Source organism: Streptomyces saintjeani (genome assembly GCF_055409605.1).
Map to the genome: position 1 here is coordinate 5421937 of NZ_CP189624.1, position 18909 is coordinate 5440845.

General features: G+C 70.7%; 13 protein-coding genes. 3 read left to right on the forward strand and 10 right to left on the reverse strand.

The genetic code is table 11. The annotated features are described in order from the left end of the window. Positions 1 to 67: 67 nt before the first annotated feature. The 3 genes from ACQCO7_RS24700 to ACQCO7_RS24710 are packed head-to-tail and all read right to left on the reverse strand — an operon-like array spanning position 68 to position 3061. Entirely contained in the window at positions 68 to 1990 is a 1923-nt protein-coding gene (locus ACQCO7_RS24700; protein WP_464073871.1) for an acyl-CoA dehydrogenase family protein, read from the reverse strand. A 46-nt stretch (positions 1991 to 2036) separates the two neighbouring features. Continuing rightward, positions 2037 to 2279: a DUF397 domain-containing protein gene (locus ACQCO7_RS24705; RefSeq protein WP_464073872.1), complete on the reverse strand. Its 243-nt coding sequence runs from the start codon at positions 2277 to 2279 to the stop codon at positions 2037 to 2039. Then, positions 2276 to 3061, reverse strand: coding sequence for a helix-turn-helix domain-containing protein (locus tag ACQCO7_RS24710; protein ID WP_464073873.1), 786 nt, complete (start codon positions 3059 to 3061; stop codon positions 2276 to 2278). Before ACQCO7_RS24710 ends, ACQCO7_RS24705 begins: the two co-directional genes overlap by 4 nt. Before the next feature lie 156 nt (positions 3062 to 3217). Here ACQCO7_RS24710 and ACQCO7_RS24715 point away from each other — a divergent pair, with 156 nt between their 5' ends. Next, positions 3218 to 3628: an ATP-binding protein gene (locus ACQCO7_RS24715; RefSeq protein ID WP_464073874.1), complete on the forward strand. Its 411-nt coding sequence runs from the start codon at positions 3218 to 3220 to the stop codon at positions 3626 to 3628. Between the two features lie 25 nt (positions 3629 to 3653). On the opposite strand, the gene ACQCO7_RS24720 is transcribed toward ACQCO7_RS24715, so the two are convergent. The 5 genes from ACQCO7_RS24720 to argS form a co-directional block, all read right to left on the reverse strand. Then, positions 3654 to 4100, reverse strand: a complete 447-nt coding sequence (locus ACQCO7_RS24720) for a glutaredoxin domain-containing protein (protein WP_464073875.1) — start codon at positions 4098 to 4100, stop codon at positions 3654 to 3656. A gap of 22 nt (positions 4101 to 4122) precedes the next feature. Further along, positions 4123 to 5151: a hypothetical protein gene (locus ACQCO7_RS24725; RefSeq protein ID WP_464073876.1), complete on the reverse strand. Its 1029-nt coding sequence runs from the start codon at positions 5149 to 5151 to the stop codon at positions 4123 to 4125. Then, the gene (locus ACQCO7_RS24730; RefSeq protein ID WP_464073877.1) at positions 5148 to 6380 is read right to left on the reverse strand and encodes a CHAT domain-containing protein; all 1233 of its coding nucleotides are present in this window, start codon (positions 6378 to 6380) and stop codon (positions 5148 to 5150) included. Before ACQCO7_RS24730 ends, ACQCO7_RS24725 begins: the two co-directional genes overlap by 4 nt. Next, a complete protein-coding gene (gene fxsT / locus ACQCO7_RS24735) occupies positions 6377 to 11767 on the reverse strand; it encodes an FxSxx-COOH system tetratricopeptide repeat protein (protein WP_464073878.1) in 5391 nt (1796 codons plus the stop codon). Before fxsT ends, ACQCO7_RS24730 begins: the two co-directional genes overlap by 4 nt. A 114-nt stretch (positions 11768 to 11881) precedes the next feature. Beyond that, on the reverse strand, positions 11882 to 13663 hold the full coding sequence (argS, locus tag ACQCO7_RS24740) for an arginine--tRNA ligase (RefSeq protein WP_464073879.1): 1782 nt from the start codon (positions 13661 to 13663) through the stop codon (positions 11882 to 11884). Between the two features lie 191 nt (positions 13664 to 13854). On the opposite strand from argS, the gene ACQCO7_RS24745 reads away from it, so the two are divergent. Then, entirely contained in the window at positions 13855 to 14436 is a 582-nt protein-coding gene (locus tag ACQCO7_RS24745) for a hypothetical protein (protein WP_464073880.1), read from the forward strand. A 149-nt stretch (positions 14437 to 14585) separates the two neighbouring features. Next, positions 14586 to 16325 (forward strand): lysine--tRNA ligase, encoded by a 1740-nt coding sequence (lysS, locus tag ACQCO7_RS24750; protein ID WP_464073881.1) that lies wholly within the window; start codon positions 14586 to 14588, stop codon positions 16323 to 16325. Between the two features lie 108 nt (positions 16326 to 16433). On the opposite strand, the gene ACQCO7_RS24755 is transcribed toward lysS, so the two are convergent. Continuing rightward, entirely contained in the window at positions 16434 to 17846 is a 1413-nt protein-coding gene (locus ACQCO7_RS24755; protein ID WP_464073882.1) for a DUF2637 domain-containing protein, read from the reverse strand. A 77-nt stretch (positions 17847 to 17923) separates the two neighbouring features. Next, positions 17924 to 18808 carry a DUF3558 domain-containing protein gene (locus tag ACQCO7_RS24760; protein WP_464073883.1) on the reverse strand — a complete coding sequence of 295 codons (885 nt, stop codon included), beginning with the start codon at positions 18806 to 18808 and terminating at the stop codon, positions 17924 to 17926. Positions 18809 to 18909: the final 101 nt, after the last annotated feature.

Below are 18909 nucleotides of genomic sequence, written 5' to 3' on the forward strand. Positions count from 1 at the left end.
GGGTGCCGGCTGGACGGGGGCGGTCAGGGGGTGGCTGCGGGTGTTGGTGACGGGTGCTCGGCTTGGCTCAAGGGGCCAGCAGCGGCAGGGAGTTGAGGTGTTCCTCCGGGACGTCGAAAGCGTCCGTGAAGGTCGTGAGGTGGGGGGCCAGGTACGTCGTGAGGGTTGCCCGCGCTGTCGGGAGCGCGCGGATCTGGTCCGGCGTGAACGCGCCCTCCGCGAGGAGCAGGCCCTCGTGCGGCTGGAGGTGGCGCAGGAGGAACAGGGCGTGCAGGGCGCTGAGTTCGGGGGAGTCCGCTCGCGCGCACGCCCTGGCGAACGCGTCCGACGCCTGGGCGAGTGCGTACGTCTCCACCAGGGTCAGCGCCGGGAGCGCCGCGTTGTTCCAGCGGGCGAAGGCGCCGCCCTTGGTGCCGGGGGCGCGGAGGGCTGCGCGGGCTGTCTGGTGCCAGTGGCGTTCGGCGGTGGAGAGGGCCCTGCGGAGAAACGTTACGTCCGTTACGCTCTCGGCTCCCGTCGCCTTCGGCTGCTTCCCGGCGAGGTCGTGGGCGAAGAGCATCTCGGCACCGGCCTTGGACCAGACGGCGAGGTTGTCGCCCTCGGCGGTGATCGCGCCCTCCGCGTTCGCGGGGTACTCGGCGAGGCCGTTCACGGGGAAGAGGCCGCGTGCGCCGCAGCGTTCGCGGCATTCGGTGACGATGTCGCGGGCCTGGTAGGTGATCCAGCCCTTCGCGATGGCGACGAGGCGTTCGGCTGCGGGGCGGTCGGGGGTGAGGGGGTGGGTGGGGGAGTGGCTGGGCCACTGGTCCACTGGGGGTGTGGCGGGTGGTTCGGTGGGTGAGTGGCTGAGCCACTGGTCCGCGCCTGCCGGGTCGGTGGTCGAGTGGCTGAGCCACTTGCCCTCCGTGCCCGCCTCGCCCGGCGCGCCGTCCGGTCCAGTGGCCGAGTGGTTCAGCCACTCATCCAGCACCGCCCGGTGCAGGAACGTCATCGCGTACGCCGTTGCCACGCGGTCCAGCAGGCGTGTGTGGTGGGTGCGGTAGGCCGAGATGGGGACGCGGGTTCCGGTGCCCGTCGGGGCGGTGACCTTGCGGAGGTCGGCGTAGCGGACCGCCACCGTCAGGGCTGCTCGGGCGCCGCCCAAGGCGCTTGCGCTCATGCACAGCTTGCCCGTCGTGACGCGGTCGATCGCCGTGAGGAAGCGTTTCCTTGGGCTGCCGAGGAGGCTCTTCACCGTGCCGTCGGGTTGTAGGCGGCCGTGGGGGCCCTGGATGAGGGACGTGCGGGGGAGGTGGACGTCCGTGAAGGTGGTCACGCAGTGGTCCACTGGGCTGCCGATACGTTCCGGCAAGGGGGTGATCGTGATGCCGGGGAGGGGCGCGCCGGTTGAGTCCGTCAGGGGAGTGAGGAAGAGGAACACGCCCTCGTCGCGGCCGTTCGTCAGGAGGCGGGCCGCTACCACCGCCGTCTTCGGGCCGCCCGCCGGGCTCGTGTTCGGCATGAACTTCGCGGCGCCGGGGTGCGGGGTGTGCAGGACGAACTCGTCGGCGTCGATGTCGTACGTCGCCGTCGTCTCCAGCGCGGCGGCGTCGTTGCCGTGGGCCTCCTCCGTGCAGAGGAACGTTCCTGTGCGGGTGAGTTCCGTGAACGGGGTGAGGTCGCGCGGCGGGGAGTCCTGGTCGTCCAGGACGCTGCCGAGGAACAGGTTGTAGTGGATGCCCGCGACTGTCGCCGTCGCGCCGTCCACGACCGACGTCCACTCGTGGAGCGCGGCGAGTTGGCGCGGGTCGTTCGCCAAGTGCTCAGCTGGGAAGGGGAGTTGGTCGTGTACGTGGCGTAGGCGGTCGTAAGTCAGCCGCCACCGTTCCTCGGTGGTCGCGTGGGGGCGGTGGCGGAAGACGGGGTGCGTGATGGTGTGGCGGTGGGTGGCGTGGACGCCGTCCTCGAAGAGGAGTTCTCGCAGAGTGGGGCGTGTTGTGGTGATCAACATGCCCTGTCTATCTGCGAGATGGGGTCTCAGGTAACGATCTTGCGGGTTACAGGTTGGTGGTGAAGGCGGCCCAAGTCGTGGGCGTGAGCTGGAGGGTGGGGCTCGCGGACTCGGGGTTCTTGGAGTCGCGGATGTGGATGGTGCCGGGGCACTCGGCCACCTCGACGCACGCGCCGCCCTCGTCGCTGCTGTAGCTCGACTTCCGCCATGCGACGGCGACTTCGAGGCACGCGCCGCCTTCGCTGCCGCTGTACGTCGACTTGAACCACTGAAGTGCTTCGGTGCTCATGCTTCTCCTACCAAGCTGTCCAGCATGCGCTTGGACTCTTCGACGTCGCGGGCTTGTGTCCGCAGCATCGCATATTTGCTTGCCAGGATGGACATCTCATCCGGGTCCGAAACCCAGTGACTGCCGCGCTGTCCCTCGGCGTACGCGAGGTATTGGTGGTCCTCCGTTTCGAGGAGGATGAACGGGCCGTCCAGGCCCGCGTGATGAGGGCTCGCCAGCGGGAGGATCTGGATCGTCACGTTGGGCCGGTCTGCCATCTCCCGCAGGTGGCGGAGTTGCCGCAGCCTTATGGCCGGGCCGCCGATCATCATGTGGAGCACCGGCTCCCAGATGATGAAGCTCATCGTCGGCGGGGTCTCGCGCTCGAAGATCGCCAGACGCTCGACGCGGCCCTGCAACTTCGCCTGGACTTCCTCCTCGTCGTACGCGGGGACGCGCTCGCGCAGGACGGCTTCGGCGTACTCCTCAGTCTGGAGAAGACCGGGGATGACCGCGTTGTCGTACCAGGACAGCACGATCGACGAGCGCTCGTGGTCGATGTACAGCTCCGCGAACTCCGGGTACTGGTCGATCTCCGGGAGGTTCTCCGCGCCCTCCTCGAACACCCCTTTCGTACCAAGGGCCTTGTCGATCTTCCGGCCGATGTCCGGCTTCAGGGGTCGTCGGCCCTGCTCGATGGAGGCGATGGTCTCGTCGTCGATGCCGACGATCAGCGCGAGCTGGACCTGCGTGTAGCCACTCGCGCGGCGGGCGGTGGCGATCTGCCTGCCCAGCATCTTCATCGAGGTTTTGTTCTTCGGCCTTGACGGCTTCCTGGGACTCATGTTGGCGTGTATCCCCCGGAGTTGGGCGCGGCTCACCCGTACACACCCGTACGAAACCCGGCGTACGGGCTGGCAGGGTGTTCAACCGTAGTGAGCTCGCGCCACTCTCGCCCCGTGAACGGAACAACTCAACGGCCGTCGCTGCGAGAGAGGTGCTTCCGCCGTGACCGGCGGTCCGTGCCTGCCGCGCGGCGGTTCGCCCTGGAGACGCTTACCGGTTGGGGGCTCGCTTCGTCCGAGCGGGTTCCCGATGTGCTGCTGTGTGTCAGCGAGTTGGTGACCAACGCGCTGCTGCACGGGGTTCCTGTCGGGCGCCAGCTCCTGTTGTCGCTGCGGCTCGACGAGGAGACCGTCCTCGTCGAGGTGCACGACAGCGGGGGCGGCTGGCCGCATGTCGCTCAGGCGCGGGACGGGGACGAGGGCGGGCGCGGGCTCGTGCTCGTCGCCGCGCTCAGCGCGAAGTGGGGGGTGCGGGAGAGGGGGGTCGGGAAGATCGTGTGGTGCGAGTTCGCGCTGCGGTGCTGAGAGCCTGTGACACAGGCTCTGCGGGTCAGCGGCGGGTCGTCCGGTTCTGGTCCGCCAACTGAGCCTTCAGCCAGGCCGGTTCGGGGTTGACGTACGGGCGGTCCCCGATGAACACCGTCGGTACCGTCTCGTTGCCGTCGTTCGCCGCGCGGACCGTGGCGGCGGCTTCGGGGTCCGTCCAGATGTTGACCCAGTGCAGGTGTCGCGCCTCGTTGCCCAGACGGATGCGGAGGCGCGCGCAGTACTTGCAGCCGGGGCGCCAATAGACGATCGGGCGGCCGTCGTCGGCGCTCCGGGCTGCCGCCTCGGTGGTCGAAGTGGGGAAGATCAGCGGGGAGTTGATGACCGCGAGGGCTGCGAACAGGAGCGCGAAAGCCACCGCCGCGACGGGGTTCTCCCTGCTGAGCAGGCCGGTTGCGGCGGCTGTGCCGCAGATGGCCAGCAGGGCGGGGAGGATCCAGGCGCGGTTCATGATGTCGCAGGGTATCCAGCGGTCAGCGGGAGCGTTCCGCCAGGGTGAGGAGGAGGTGGGCGGACTCAGGGTGGTGGAAGTCGGAGTGGGCGCCGGTGGGGTTGAGGGGGCTGCCCCGGTAGAGCCAGTCCGCGTCGACGTTCACCAGGCGGTGGTCCAGGGCGAGTTGGGGGTAGGGGTCGGTCGTCCGCAGCAGCTTCGTACTGAACTGCGGTACGGGGGCCGCGCCCGCGCCCGAGTGGCCGATGCCGGGTGCCTTCTCGGCGCGCAGGTGCCAGAAGCCCGTCGCCCGGTCCCAGCGGGAGTGCGTGAGGACGAGGGGGCCGCGCAGCGGGGCGCCGGGGTGGGTCGGCGTGGGGAACAGGGTGTCGAAGTGGGTCGTGAACGCGTCGCGGGGCGCGGCCATCTGGAAGATCAGCATGCTGTCGACGGTGAACGGCCGGCGTGGGTCGTGCGGGGTGCTCCAGCCCAGCGTCTTCGGCGGCTCGGCGGCCCGCTGCACGGCCTCGCACAGGAACCGGCCGCCGAAGGAGTGGCCCATCAGGTGCAGGTACTTGCCGGAGCGGCCCGTGAGGACCGGGGGCGCCTTGGGATCGCCGCGCACCTCGTCCAGGTACCCCAGCAAGTGGCCGATGACGTACGGCGCGTGGCCCTTGCCCTCCGCGCTCATCGCGTGCGCGCGGTCGCGGATGCGAGTGTAACCGCCCTTGAGTTTCGAGAGACTTGAGGAGGGCCAGCGCACGACGACGCACCAGGGGCGGTAGCCGTCGGCCTTGAGGCCGGGGTAGCGGTCGGGGCTCGCCGCGTACAACTCGACGGCCTGGCCCAGGAGTTGGGTCGCCGCCTTGGTCGCCTGGGCGGGTGGGGTCTGCCAGCCGTGGACGTAGACGTGGATGTCGGTGGCCCAGGTGGGGAGGGGGAGGGCGGTGGCGAGGTGGTCGGCGACGCGGTTGACGGGGACGGGGGTGCCCTTGCCCGTCGTCAGGCGGCCCTGTTGGTCGAGATCGATCTCGGCGGGCTTCGGGAGGGGGGCGGGCTTACGTCGTTTCACGAGGCCAGGTCCAGTCTGCTGTCGATGCCGCAGTTCAACCCGTACGTGAGAGCCAGCGGGTTGTGGTACTTCTCGGCGAAGTCCCGTACCAGGGACTGGCTGATCTCCCCGGCGGTGCGCTCGCCCGCGAGGTACGACTCCAGGAACCCGTACGCGTACTCCGCCGCGAACACCTGCGGTACGTCGATCTGCGGGGCCAGCACCCCCACCGCGCCCATCTCGATCAGCTCCTGGCCGAGGTGCTTGAGCGCGTTGGGGGCGCCCGCCCGGCCGGTGTGGCAGGCGTTGAGGAGGACGAAGGGCTTGAAGCGGGCCTGCGAGGTGCGCGGGATGCCGAGGCGCTGGAACTCGACGGCGGGGCCGTCCACATGCTCGTCGTCGGTGAGCCGTACCGACAGGCAGGTCCCCGAGGCGCCGTTGTCCGCGAAGTGGCCGTGGCACCAGAAGTACATGAGGTCCTCGGCGAGGATGCGCACGGCGAGCGCGTCGAGGAGTTCGCTGCCCTTGGTCCGTACGGTCAACCGGGTCCGGTTCTCCAGGAGTTGATGCACCTCGGGCGCCCGGCCCACCCCGTCCAGCGCCGTGTCCTTGTTGAGGCTGGTCGCCGCCCGGTCGCGCACGGCGAGCGGCGCGTGGTCCCAGGGGTGCCGGTCGTTCTGCTCGACCTGGTGCCGGTACCCGAGGAACGCCTCCCACGGCGTCCCGCACTCCCCGGGGTCAACTGCCAGCATCGGCCAGGGGAGTTGGACCTCGGAGTCGAACGTCACGCGCAGCGGCCCGGGTTGGGCCAGCGCGGCCATGAGGAAGTCGCGCACGTCGGCCAGGCGCGGGTGGTGGCCCTGGAGCAGCTTCGTCAGCAGCCCGTACCCCTCGCGCGCGAGCCGCGCCACCAACTCGTCGGTGACAGGGGCGAATTTGCTCAGGTCGACGGTCTCGGTGAGCGGGTAGCCGCCGACCTGTTCGCCGTACGAGCCGTCCGGGCTCTGGTGGTGCACGACCAGGTCGCTCCACAACGTCCGCAGCCGCACGCCGAGTTGCCACAGGGAGGTCGCCGGGGTCTCCAAGTCGGCCCGGAACCAGCCGTCCTGTCCCTTCACGACGATCTGGAGCTGCTCCGCGGTGCGGTACGTCAGGATCACGCGCAGTTCGCCGTCGCCCTGTCCTGGTGGTTCCCCCGTGTAGCCGTGGGCCGGGTCGCGGACCGTCTCCACCGCCATGTCCACCGTCATCGAGCCGGGCCCTTCCTTTCCTCGCTGACTGCGACCACCGTCTTGATCTCCTGGAGCGCGAACCCCGAGGCGTGGTCGTACATCGTGAAGTGCACCTCGTGGGCGCCGGGTTCGTGTGCGGTCAGGGCGAAGTCCAGGGCGCCGCCGGGCTCGTACTCGGCCATCGGCGGGTCGACCGTCGCCTTCGTGCGGCAGCCCGCGATGACCATCACGCGCGCCAGCTCCCTCTGCCCGCGCTGCCGTTCGAGGCGGAGTTCCAGGTGGGCGGGGGCGTCCGTGGCGGGCTCGTCGGTCAGAAGGATGACGCGGGCGCGCCAGGCGGGGCGTGCCGTGCGCAGGCGCCAGGCGAGCTCCTGGACCGTGGGGTGGTCGGCGCCGAGGGCCTCCGCGTGGCGGGCGACGACATCCTCGGGGACCTCGTCGATGCCCGACTCCAGGCAGGTGAAGGCGAGTTCGGCGAGGGCTTCGAGGGTGCTGGGATGGTGAGGGCCGAGGACGCGCGAGCGGCCGTCGTACACCGCTTCGAGGAGAGCCGTGGCCTCCCGAGGGTCGTCCAGGGTGCGCGCGACCAGGACGGCGAGGGTGGGGAGCGGAGCCTCGTAGCCGGTCGCGAAGACGTCCAGGAACCGGCCGAGGCGGACCGACTCCTCGTCGTCCTCCCGGACCGGACGGGATTCCTCGTGGACCTGTGCGATGTCCCGCGCGGTGTCGGGCAGGCCACCCGGGTAGTGGCGCAGCAGCTCCGCGAAGACCTCCGCCGCCTCCTGCCGCGCGCCGTCCTGGAGGAGGGCGTGCGTGAGGACCGGGAGCAGGCGCAGCGCGTACCAGTGGCCGGGGCCGAAGGTCCGGCGGGCGTGCTCGACCAGCTCGCGGGCCGTCCGCACGGCACGTCCCGGCACCCCGGCGTCGGCCGTCAGCCAGACGAGGAGGCCGCGTACCCAGAAGATCCCGGGGTGTTCCTCGGGGAGTTCCGCCTCGCAGCGCGCGAGGTGCTCCGTCAGGAGCTGGGCGGCGCGCCAGGTGTCTCCCGCCTGCCAGCAGACACAGGCGAGGACGATCCGCAGGTCGAGCGTCCTCGGATGGCTCTCCCCCCGTACCCGCTCGCTGTCCGTCAGCAGCGCCTCGGCCTCCCGCAGGCAGCGCAGCCGGTCCCCGGAGCGGCGCAGTGTCCACACGAGGGACCTGCGCAGGTCGAACACGTCGGCGTGGTCGGCGCCGGAGGCCCGGGTCCAGTCGGCCAGCAGCTCCGTACGCTCCCGCAGAGCGAGCGCGGTACGGCCCTCCGCGAAGTGCACCTGGGCGAGCCGACCGCGCGCGGTGAGGGTCTGCCGGTGAGCGGGGCCCAGGACCCGGGCGCAGTCCGCCACCAGCCGCTCGGCCGTCTCCTGGGTGCGCGCCGCCTCCGCCGGAGTCGACGACGTCCAGACGAGGTACTGGCGGACCCCGAAGGTGCGGACGTGGTCGGGACCGTGGATGCGTTCGTGGTCGGACAGCAGGGCCTTCAGGTCGCGCAGCGCTCCGGTGCGGTCCCCGGCGTACCGCCTGCTCTCGGCCAGGGAGACCCTGGTGGCGAGGGTGTCCCGGTGGTCCGCGCCCAGCACCCGCGTGCGGTCCGCCACCAGGTCCTCGAAGGCGGCGACCGCGCGCTCCAGGTGCATCCCCTCCCGCAGCGCGGACGCCAGCGACTCGCGGGCGTCCAGCGCGAGATGGTGGTCCGGTCCGCCGAGCCGGGTACGGATCTCCACCAGTTCCTCGAACCCGATGATCGCGCGCTGGTGCTGACCCGACCGCATCCACGCGTGGGCGAGCTGCGCGCGGACCCCGACGGTCGTGACGTGCTCGCGGCCACGGACCCGGGACTGGTCGGCGAGCAGCGCCTCGGCCAGCGCCGCCGCCCGCTGGTAGGCGCCCGCCGAGCAGTGTCCCCACACCAGGTCGCCGCGGAACGTGAGCACGGACGGACGATTCGGGCCGCCGCGCCGGACGGCGTCCGCCACGACGGCCTCCAGCAGGGCCAGGGACTCCGCGTGGGCGCCGGCGGTGCGGCGCACCAGGGCGAGGTCGCGGCGGGCCCGCAGCGTGCGCGGGTGATCGGCGCCCCGCAGCCGGGTCCAGGACGCCACGGCCTCCTCGTAGAGGACGGCGGCCCGCGCGTGATCGCCCGCCGCCGAGCAGGAGTTGGCCAGGTTCTCGCGGATCAGGAGGGTGTCCGGCGCCTCGGCGCCCAGGATGCGGCAGCGGTCGTCGAGCAGCGCGGAGAAGTCCGCCACGGCGTCCGCGTGGTCACCCGCGCCCAGTCTGGCCAGAGCGAGTCCGTTGCGGGCGTGGAGTGTCTCGGCGGCCTCCGCGCCGAGCACCCGGGCCCGGTCGGCCACCAGGTCGGCGGACGCCGACACGGCCTGGCGGAACTCGCCGGCCGAGCGCATCACCCAGGCCCGCCAGCTCCTGGTGTGCAGGGTCCGCGGATGGTCGGGACCCAGGAGCCGGGCCCGGTCGGCGGTCAGGGCGTCGAAGATCTCCGCCGCCTGCCGGTGGTTCCCGGCGGCCCGGTGCGCCTCCCCGAGCCGCTCGCGCGTGTAGAGGGTGGCGGGATGCGCCGGTCCCTGGAAACCCTCGCGGTCGGCGGCCAGTTGCTCGAAGAGGAGCAGCGCCGTGAGGTGGTCGTCCTCCTCCAGGTACACCTCGGCGAGGTCCGACCGGGCGTTCAGGACGGTGGGGTGGCCGGGGCGCAGGAAACCGGCGAGATCCGCCAGCAGGCGCCGCAGCCCCTCGACCGCTCCGCGGTGGTCACCGGCCAGCTGGCGGGTCCGTGCCAGGTACTGGCGGGTGTTCAGGCTGCGCGGGTGAGCGGGACCCAGGACGCGGGTGCGGTCCTCGACGACCTTCTCGAAGATCTGGATCGCCCGCGCGTGGCTCCCGTTGGAGCGGTGGGCGAAACCCAGGTTGGCGTGGGCCGTGAGGGTGTCGGGGTGATCCCGGCCCTGCACGCGGGTACGGACCTCGACCAGCTCGGTGCGCTCCCGGATCGCCGCGCGGTGGTCCCCGGCCAGCTGCCGGGTGAAGGCGAGATCACCCCGGCAACGCAGCGTCTCGACGTGGTGCTCTCCCCGGACGCGTACGAAGTCGGCGATCAGCTTCTCGTAGGCGGTCGCCGCCCGGCCGTGGTCGGCGCGGTTGCGGTGGGCCGTGGCGACGTCGTCACGGAAGTCGAGCGTCGCCGGATGGTCGGGGCCCTGGAAGCGGGCGCTGTCCGCGGCCAGGGACTCGAACTCGGGAAGCGCCTTGTGGTGACCCTCCGCGCCGGCCAGGGCGTAGGCCAGTTGCTGACGGCAGCGCAGGGTGTCGGGATGGTCGGGTCCCTGCACCCGGGTGCGGTCGGCGACCAGCGCGCGGTACCGCGTCACCGCCGTACGCGGATCACCGGCCGCCTGGTGGGCGGCGGCCAGCCAGCCCCGGCAGTTCAGCGTCTCGGGGTGGTCGGCGCCGCGCGCCGTCACCCGTGCCGCCACGGCCCGGGCGTACAGGTCCAGGGCCTTGCGGTGATCGCCCGCGGCCTGGTGGGCGTAGGCGAGGTTGCTGAGGGAGGCGAGGATGTCGGGGTGGTCGGCGGGCAGGACCCGGGGGAGGACCTCGGCCAGGGACTCGAACTCCCGGACGGCGTCCGCGTGACGGCCGGCGCTCTGGAGCGCGTAGGCGAGACTGCTACGGGCCGTCAGCGTCTCGGTGGCCTCGGGGAAGAGCCGCTGCCGGTGGGCGACCGTCGCGGTCAGCTCGGTAACCGCCCGGGTCACTTCCCCCGCCTTGCGATAGGCGTAGGCGAGGCGTTCACGGGCAGTGAGCGTCTCGGGAGCCTCGGCGCCGTGCAGCCGGTGACGGTCGAGATAGACGTCCTTGCACAGCCCCAGGGCCTTGGCGGGATCACCCGCCTTGGCATGTAGCTCCGCCAGCAGGTCGCGGTCGGTCAGGGTGACGTCCGCGTCCTCGCCGTGCAGGACGCTGTCGGCCTCCGCCACCTGGGTCATCAACGGGATCGCCAGGACGTGCTGTTCCCGGGAGATCAGCTCCGCCGCACCCTTGCGGTACATGTCCGCCACCCGGGTGTCGGCGCTGGCGGCCGGACCGGACTCGGCGAGCGCCTGGACGTGGACGAGAGCCGTCCGCTCGGCCGACGGGTGGGCTGCGAGCGCGCGTTCCATTCCGTCGCGGGCCGTCAACGCCTCCGGGGAGTCGGCGAGTTGGAGAGAGCTGCGGACCAGCCGGTGCAGGAGGAGACCGGCCGGGGTGGAGGTGATGAGGTGGAAGTCCGTCAGGGCGTCCAGAGCCGCCTCGACCTCCCGGCGGGGCTCGGGCCACTGGTCCAGGACCTCGCGGGGTACGGCCTCCGGCGCACACCAGGCGAGGGCGTGCAGGAGCGGCACCGAGAGCGGATGGTCGTGGCGGATGCTCTCCAGGCTGGTCCGCCAGATCTGGGCGATCTTCTCGCCGACCGGGTCGGTGTCGTCGTCGAGACCCTCGGCATCGGCCAGCCGGGAGCGGTAACCGGCCAGTCCGGTACGGGTCTCGCGGAGGTAGGCACCCGCCTGGGCCAGGGCCAGGGGGAGACAGCCGAGGTCCTCGATCAGGCGTTCCGCCGTCCTGCGGTCGGCGGGAGTGTCCTCGTCGAGTCCGGCCGTCCTGCGGAGCAGGTCGTACGCGTTCTCGGGGGCCAGGACGTCCAGGGAGATCGGATGGAACTGGTCCGGCCAGCCTCTGCGGTGCCGGGTGGTGACCAGTTGGTGGCCGCGGCCGAGGAGGCGGCCCAGATAGGGGGTGAGGTGCTCCGGCCGCTCCACGTTGTCGTAGATCAGCAGCCAGTCCGTGTGCTCGTGCAGCCAGAGCAGGGTGAACTCGGCGCATTCGCTCGGCGAAGCGGTACGGGACCAGGGTGGATGGAGGTGGTGTGCCAGATCGGCCAGGCCGGTGGCTGTCCGGGCCTCCGTCTCGGCGGGGATCCGCCAGATCAAGGAGTACGGGTCCGCGCGTCGCGCGTGCGCGTAGCGCAGGGCGAGGGTGGTCTTGCCCGTCCCCGCAGCGCCGATCAGGAGGGAGACGGCGTTGTCTCTCGCGGAGGACGGTCCGCCGCCCGACAGCAACGCGTCCTGTAATCGGCCGAGTTCGGTCTCACGGCCGATGAAGGGCTCCGCCGGGAGCGGCGGGAGGTTGTGCAGACCGGGAGGAGGCGAGAGGCGCGCGGCGGCCAGACGTACGTCTCGCGGGAGCACCGTCGCGGGCTGTTCGGTGTGCGGGTCGACGGGGAGCCGGGAACCGTCGGAATCGTGCTCGGACGTCGCCGTACCGCTGTAGGGCACGGCCGGGCGCGCGGCCCGTTCGTCGACGGTGATGGCCATGTCTCCCCCGCATCCATCGCGTTGTCAACGGTACTTTGCCGCAGGGGAGTTGTCACCGCCGGTGACTTCGGAGAAACCCTTACGGGAATCCGAGGGCACCGGCGGTGTCGTGCCTCAGAGCTTTTCCGGTGTCCTGATGCCCAGGAGGGCCATGCCCTGGTGCAGGGTGCGGGCCGTGAGGTCGATCAGGAAGAGGCGGTTCTCCTTCTGGGCGGGGGTGTCGGCCTTCAGGACCAGGCACTGGTCGTAGAACGTCGTCAGGTGGCTCGCCAACTGGTAGAGGTACGCGGCGAGTTTGTGCGGCTCGTAGGACGCCGCCACCTCCAGGACCGTCTCCGCGAACTGGTCCAGGTGCAGGCCCAACGCGCGCTCGGCGGGCGCGAGTTCGAGGTCCGGGTGGGGGGTCGGGGCCGCGCCCTCCGACTTGCGCAGGATCGACTGGATACGGGCGTACGCGTACTGGAGGTAGACCGACGTGTCGCCGTTGAGGGAGACCATCTGGTCGAGGTCGAACTTGTAGTCGCGTACGGCCGACGTCGACAGGTCGGCGTACTTGACCGCGCCGATCCCGACGTACCGGCCGTTCTCGACGATCTCCTCCTCCGTGAGGCCGATCTTCTCCGCCTTGTCGCGGACTACGGCGGTCGCGCGGTCGACGGCCTCGTCGAGGAGGTCCTCCAGCTTGACCGTCTCGCCCGCACGCGTCTTGAACGGCTTGCCGTCCTTGCCGAGGATCGTGCCGAAGGCGAGCTGGAAGGCGGTGACGTCGTCGCTGAGCCAGCCGGCGCGGCGGGCCGTCTCGAAGACCATCTTGAAGTGCAGCGACTGGCGGGCGTCGACGACGTACAGGAGGGTGTCCGCCTTCAGGCCGAAGACGCGGTCGCGGATCGCCGAGAGGTCGGTCGCCGCGTAGCCGAAGCCGCCGTCCGACTTCTGGACGATCAGGGGGACCGGGTTGCCGTCGGGGCCCTTGATGTCGTCGAAGAAGACGCAGAGCGCGCCCTCCGAGCGGACCGCTACGCCGGACTCCTCCAGCAGGCGGCACGTCTCGTGCAGCATGTCGTTGTAGCCGCTCTCACCGACGATGTCGGGGTCGCGGACCTCCATGTCCAGCTTCTCGAAGACGGAGAAGAAGTAGATCTTCGACTCGTCGACGAACTTCTGCCAGGTGGCGAGCGTGGCCGGGTCGCCCGCCTGGAGGTCGACGACCCTGCGCCGGGCGCGCGTCTTGAACTCCTCGTCGGAGTCGAAGACTTTGCGCGCGGTCTTGTAGAGGCGGTCCAGGTTGGACATCGCCTCCTCGCCGGTGATCTCGCCGTCCTTGTGGTCCAGTTCGTTCGGGTGCTCGTCCAAGTACTGGATGAGCATGCCGAATTGGGTTCCCCAGTCGCCGATGTGGTGCCTGCGGACCACGTTCTCGCCGGTGAACTCCAGGAGTTGGACCACCGCGTCGCCGATCACCGCCGAGCGGAGGTGGCCGACGTGCATCTCCTTCGCCACGTTCGGCTGCGCGTAGTCGACGACCGTCGTGCCCGGGTGGGACGCGTACGGCACGCCGAGGCGGCCGGTGTCGTCCGCGTAGCGCGCCGCGAGGTTGTCGGTGATCGCCCTGTCCGCGATGGTGATGTTGAGGAAGCCGGGGCCGGAGACCTCGATGTCCTTGATGACGGCGGAGCCGGCGTCGGGCGCCGTCAGGTTCGCGACGACCTGCGTCGCCAGCTCGCGCGGGTTGGCCTTCGCCTTCTTCGCCAGCGCGAGGACACCGTTGGCCTGGTAGTCCGCCCGGTCGCTGCGTCGCAGCAGCGGGTCCGCTCCGGCTGCCTCCGGCAGGGTGGCCGAGAGGGCGGACGCGAGGTGCTGCTGGACGGAGTCGCTCAGGGACGTGACCGAGGCCATGGGGTGGGTGCCGTTCTCCTCGTGGGGATGGATATACCCCTCCAGTATCCCATGGGTGGTAAAGCGCTTTTCGGGACGCAGGGTCACCGCCGTAAGGCGCACATAAGCGTCCACTTCGGCCGATGTGTAGGTCCGGTGTACGAATCCAGGCGCCATTGCCTACTGATCAGTTGCGGACTGTCATGTTGACCATGAAGCCCCCCACCAAGAAACTCCGGGCTGCGCTGGTCACGGCCGCTGCCGCCGGGCTCGCTCTCGTCACCGCTTCCGGTGCCTCCGCGACGCCCTCGTACTCCACCCCCTCCTTCGGTTCCGCGCACCGCGTGACCACCGCCGCCGACGGTCAGAAGTTCGACCTGCGGCTCGGCGCGTTCAACACCTCGCTGCCCGCGTCGGGCGGGACCGTCGACGTCGCCGGGTACGGGTACAACCGGGCGCAGGGCATCTTCCTCGCCTTCTGTGTCGTACCCAAGGGTGTGGTCGTCGGGCACCCTGAGACGTACACCACCCTGCCCACGCCCTGTCTCGGCGGGCGGGAGTCGACCGACGGGTCCGCCCGTCGGATCACCGACACGGGTACGGGTACCCCCGGGGTCACCCTCCCCTACCAGGAGGGCGGGTCCTTCCTGACCGACCTCAAGATCAAGCCGCAGATCGCCGACGGGGTCACCTGCGGGGTGAACGGGGTGCGGTGCGCGATCGTGACGCGGGCCGACTTCACCGCCACGGCCGACCGGTCGTACGACCAGTACATCCCGGTGAACTTCGGCTGAGGTTTCCGCATCTTCATCGGCGTCCCCCTTGAGTACTAACCGGGTACGACCTGGGGGGCGCCGATACCCGTTTTCGTGGTTTGGGTGCCTCCTGGGAGAATGGGACGGGTCAGCCGTGATTCCCCGAGGAATCCCAGAACACAGAGGACGTGCCGATCGTGGCTCAGAGCACCGAGACCACCGACTGGGTCTCCCGTTTCGCGGACGAGGTCATCGAGGAGTCGGAGCGCCGAGCCCCCGGTAAACGCATCGTCGTCGCGTCCGGTCTCTCCCCCTCGGGCCCGATCCACCTGGGCAACCTCCGTGAGGTCATGACCCCCCACCTGGTCGCGGACGAGATCCGCCGCCGGGGGCGCGAGGTCCGTCACCTCATCTCCTGGGACGACTACGACCGCTACCGCAAGGTTCCCGCCGGGGTCCCCGGGGTCGACGAGACGTGGGCCGAGCACATCGGCAAGCCGCTGACCTCCGTACCCGCGCCCGCCGGATCGGCGTACCCGAACTGGGCCGAGCACTTCAAGGCGGCCATGGTCGCGGCGCTCGGCGAGCTGGGCGTCGAGTTCGACGGGATCAGCCAGACCGAGCAGTACACCTCCGGGGTCTACCGCGAGCAGGTGCTGCACGCGATGCGCCACCGCGCCGACATCGACGCGATCCTCGACCAGTACCGGACCAAGAAGGCCCCGGCCAAGCAGTCCCAGAAGCCGCTGGACGAGGCCGAGTTGGAGGCCGCCGAGGGGTCCGGCGCGGCCGGTGAGGACGACGGGTCCGCCGGGTCCGCCGGGTACTTCCCGTACAAGCCGTACTGCGGCAACTGCGAGAAGGACCTCACGACCGTCACCGCGTACGACGACGACAGCACCGAGCTGACGTACACGTGCACCGCGTGCGCGTTCTCCGAGACCGTGCGGCTGACCGAGTTCAACCGGGGCAAGCTGGTCTGGAAGGTCGACTGGCCGATGCGGTGGGCGTACGAGGGCGTCGTCTTCGAGCCGTCCGGCGTCGACCACTCCTCGCCCGGCTCGTCGTTCCAGGTCGGCGGGCAGATCGTCGGGATCTTCGGCGGTCAGCAGCCGATCGGGCCGATGTACGCGTTCGTCGGGATCTCCGGGATGGCGAAGATGTCGTCCTCCAAGGGCGGGGTGCCGACGCCCGGGGACGCGCTGCGGATCATGGAACCGCAGCTGCTGCGGTGGCTGTACGCGCGCCGTCGGCCCAACCAGTCGTTCAAGATCGCCTTCGACCAGGAGATCCAGCGGCTGTACGACGAGTGGGACAAGCTGGTCCTGAAGGTGGAGGACGGGTCGGCGCTGCCGGGTGACGTCGCCGCGTACTCGCGGGCCGTCGGTACGGCCGCCGGTGAACTGCCGTCCACCGCGCGGGCGTTGCCGTACCGGACGCTCGCGTCCGTCGCCGACATCACCGCCGGGCACCAGGACCAGGCGCTGCGCATCCTCTCCGAGCTGGACCCGGCTCACCCTCTGGTCGTACTCGACGACGTACGTCCCCGGTACGACAAGGCGGAGGCGTGGATCAACACGCATGTGCCTGCGGACCAGCGGACCATCGTGCGGGCCGAGGCGGACGTCGATCTGCTGAAGTCCCTCGACGAGGCGGCCCAGCAGAGCCTGCGGCTGCTGCTCGACGGGCTGGCCTCGAACTGGTCCCTCGACGGGCTGACCCACCTCGTGTACGGGGTACCCAAGGTGCAGGCCGGGTTCTCCGCCGACGCGACGCCGAAGGAGCTGCCGGCCGAGATCAAGACGGCTCAGCGGACGTTCTTCGCGCTGCTGTACCACCTGCTGGTCGGGCGGGACACGGGGCCTCGGCTGCCTACGCTGCTGCTTGCCGTCGGGCAGGAGCGGGTGCGGGTCCTGCTCGGGGAGTAACCGGGTAGTCCTTTGTAGCTAGCCGGCCAGCTACGTAGCTCGCTCGCGAGAAAGGGAGCCTCCTCCAGAGGGGGCTCCCTTTTTGCTGCGCGCGCTCAGCTCTCCGCTCTACGCGATGTGGTCGTCCATGACCTCCGCCGTGTGGCGGTTCTGGAAGCGCAGGACCATGCGCTTCGCCTCGGCGTCCGAGAGGGAGATGCCGTGGGTGGCCTCGACGTTGTCGCTGAACTCGCGGGGAGTGGGGTAGCTGCCGTCTATCGACTGCTTGAAGATGCCGTAGAACGACTCCTCGTCCGGCGCGGGGGGTTCCGTGCCGCCGCCCTCACCGAGCTCGCGGGTACGGCCGGGGCCCGACGGGATCGGGAACGTGCCGGTCTCCTCGGGGGAGGGCTCCTCCTGCGGGGGCTCCTGCTGGTACTGGGCCTCGTACTGTTCCGCCTGGACCTGCTGGGCGTACCAGTCGGCGTACGCGGCCTCGGGATTGTAGTTCGGGTCGTAGCCGCCCTGGTACGCGACCTCGGCGGGGGCCTTCTGGAACCAGGGGCTCGCGTCGGGGCCCGACTCGGGCTGCTCGTCCGGGAGTTGCTGCGGATTCGGCTGCGGGGCCTGCTGTGCGTCCGGCTGTGCGTTCGGTTGCTGCTCCGGTTGCTGCTGCGGTGCCTGTTCCGGTGCCGGGTTCTGCAACGGCTGCTGCTGCGCCGCCTGCCCGGGCTGTGCGCCTGTCTGCGCGGGGAGTTGAGGGCGCCGGCCCTCCGCCGCCGGGGTCAACGAGGCCGCCGTAGCCGGGAGTTCCTCCTGCTGGAGCACCGGCGCCGGGGGGAGCAGACGCGGCTCTATGCCCGCCGCCGAGAGGCCCGCCGGGGCCGTCTCCGAGAGGGGGACGCCGTACCGGGCCAGGCGCAGCGGCATCAGGGACTCCACCGGGGCCTTGCGGCGCCAGGCGCGGCCGAAGCGCGAGTGGAGGCGGGCCTGGTAGACGAGGCGGTCCTGTTCGAGCTTGATCACCTGGTCGTAGGAGCGCAGTTCCCACAGTTTCATGCGGCGCCACAGGAGGAACGTCGGCACCGGCGAGAGCAGCCAGCGCGTCAGGCGGACGCCCTCCATGTGCTTGTCCGCCGTGATGTCCGCCATCCGGCCGATCGCGTGCCGGGCCGCCTCGACGGCGACCACGAACAGCACCGGGATCACCGCGTGCATGCCGACGCCGAGCGGATCGGGCCAGGCCGCCGCGCCGTTGAAGGCGATCGTCGCCATCGTCAGCAGCCACGCCGTCTGCCGCAGCAGCGGGAAGGGGATGCGGATCCAGGTCAGGAGCAGGTCCAGGGCCAGCAGGACGCAGATGCCCGCGTCGATGCCGATCGGGAAGACGTAACTGAAGTTCCCGAAGCCCTTCTTGATCGCCAGCTCGCGGACCGCCGCGTAGGAACCGGCGAAGCCGATACCGGCGATGATCACGGCGCCGGCCACGACCACGCCGATGAGCACGCGGTGCATCCGGGTCAATTGGATCGGCGCGGCCACCCGTTACTCCCCTTCGCTTTCCTGTCGTTGCGCGCAACAGGGTGGCACATGTGTGCGGCGTACGTGTCGTCGGACCGTCAGCTCTTGACGGCGGACGCGGACGCGGACGGGGTGGCGGACGGCTTCGCCGGCGGGGTCGCCGCAGGTGAACTCGGCTGCGCCGGACCGCCGTTGGCCTTCTTCACCGCCGCAACGACTTCCTTCGCGGTCTGCTGCGCGAGCTTCATCAACTCGGCCGGGTCCGGGGCCTTGTCGCCCGCGAAACCGGCGCCGTTGTAGTCGACCGTGACGACGACGTTCTCGGTGCGCGTCACCACCGTCTGCTGCTTGAAGGCGCCTTCCTTCTTCTTCTGGTCGTAGCTGACGGCCGTCGCGGCGTCGCCTATCCCGGCCGCCGCGCTCGACTTGACGTTCGTCGCGCCCTGCACCGACTTCGCGTCGTCCAGCTGCCGGGTGAAGTACTTCTGCGCCTGCTGATCGGCGTCCCCGGCAACGGAGTTGGAGTCGAAGCGCAGCAACGAGACGCTGAGCCAGCGGTACTGCGAGCCCTTCACACCGTTGTCGCTCAGGCTGTCCCAGGTGCAGCCCGAGCGCGTGCCCGCCTCGCCCGACGCCGACTTCTTGCCCGACTTCGCCTTCGGGACCGTGTCGTCGAGGGTGTCCTCCGACAGGGCCTTGCAGGCGTCCGGCAGCGTGGCGTACACCGCCGCCTTCAGCGTGGGGGACGGGGAAGCGCCGTCGGACGGCGTCGTCGCCGTACCCCCGGAGGACGACTGCTGGGAGTCCCCCGCGTTCGCGGCGCTGCCGCCACCGCCGTCCGAGTCCGAGGAGCAGCCCGCCGCGAACAGCAGCACCGGGAGTGCCCCTGCCGCGAGAGCGCGGTTCAGGCTCCGGGCACGCTTCGTCCGCCGGTCGTGCTGGTCTTCTCGCTGGGCTCGTCGCTGCATGGTTCCTTCACTCATGACGCTTGTGGTTCCTGCGGGTCTGAACGGGTCCGAGGGGCCACGGTACGCGGTGAAGAAGCTGTGCGGTCTCCTTTCGATCTCTTCGCGGGTGGGCGCAC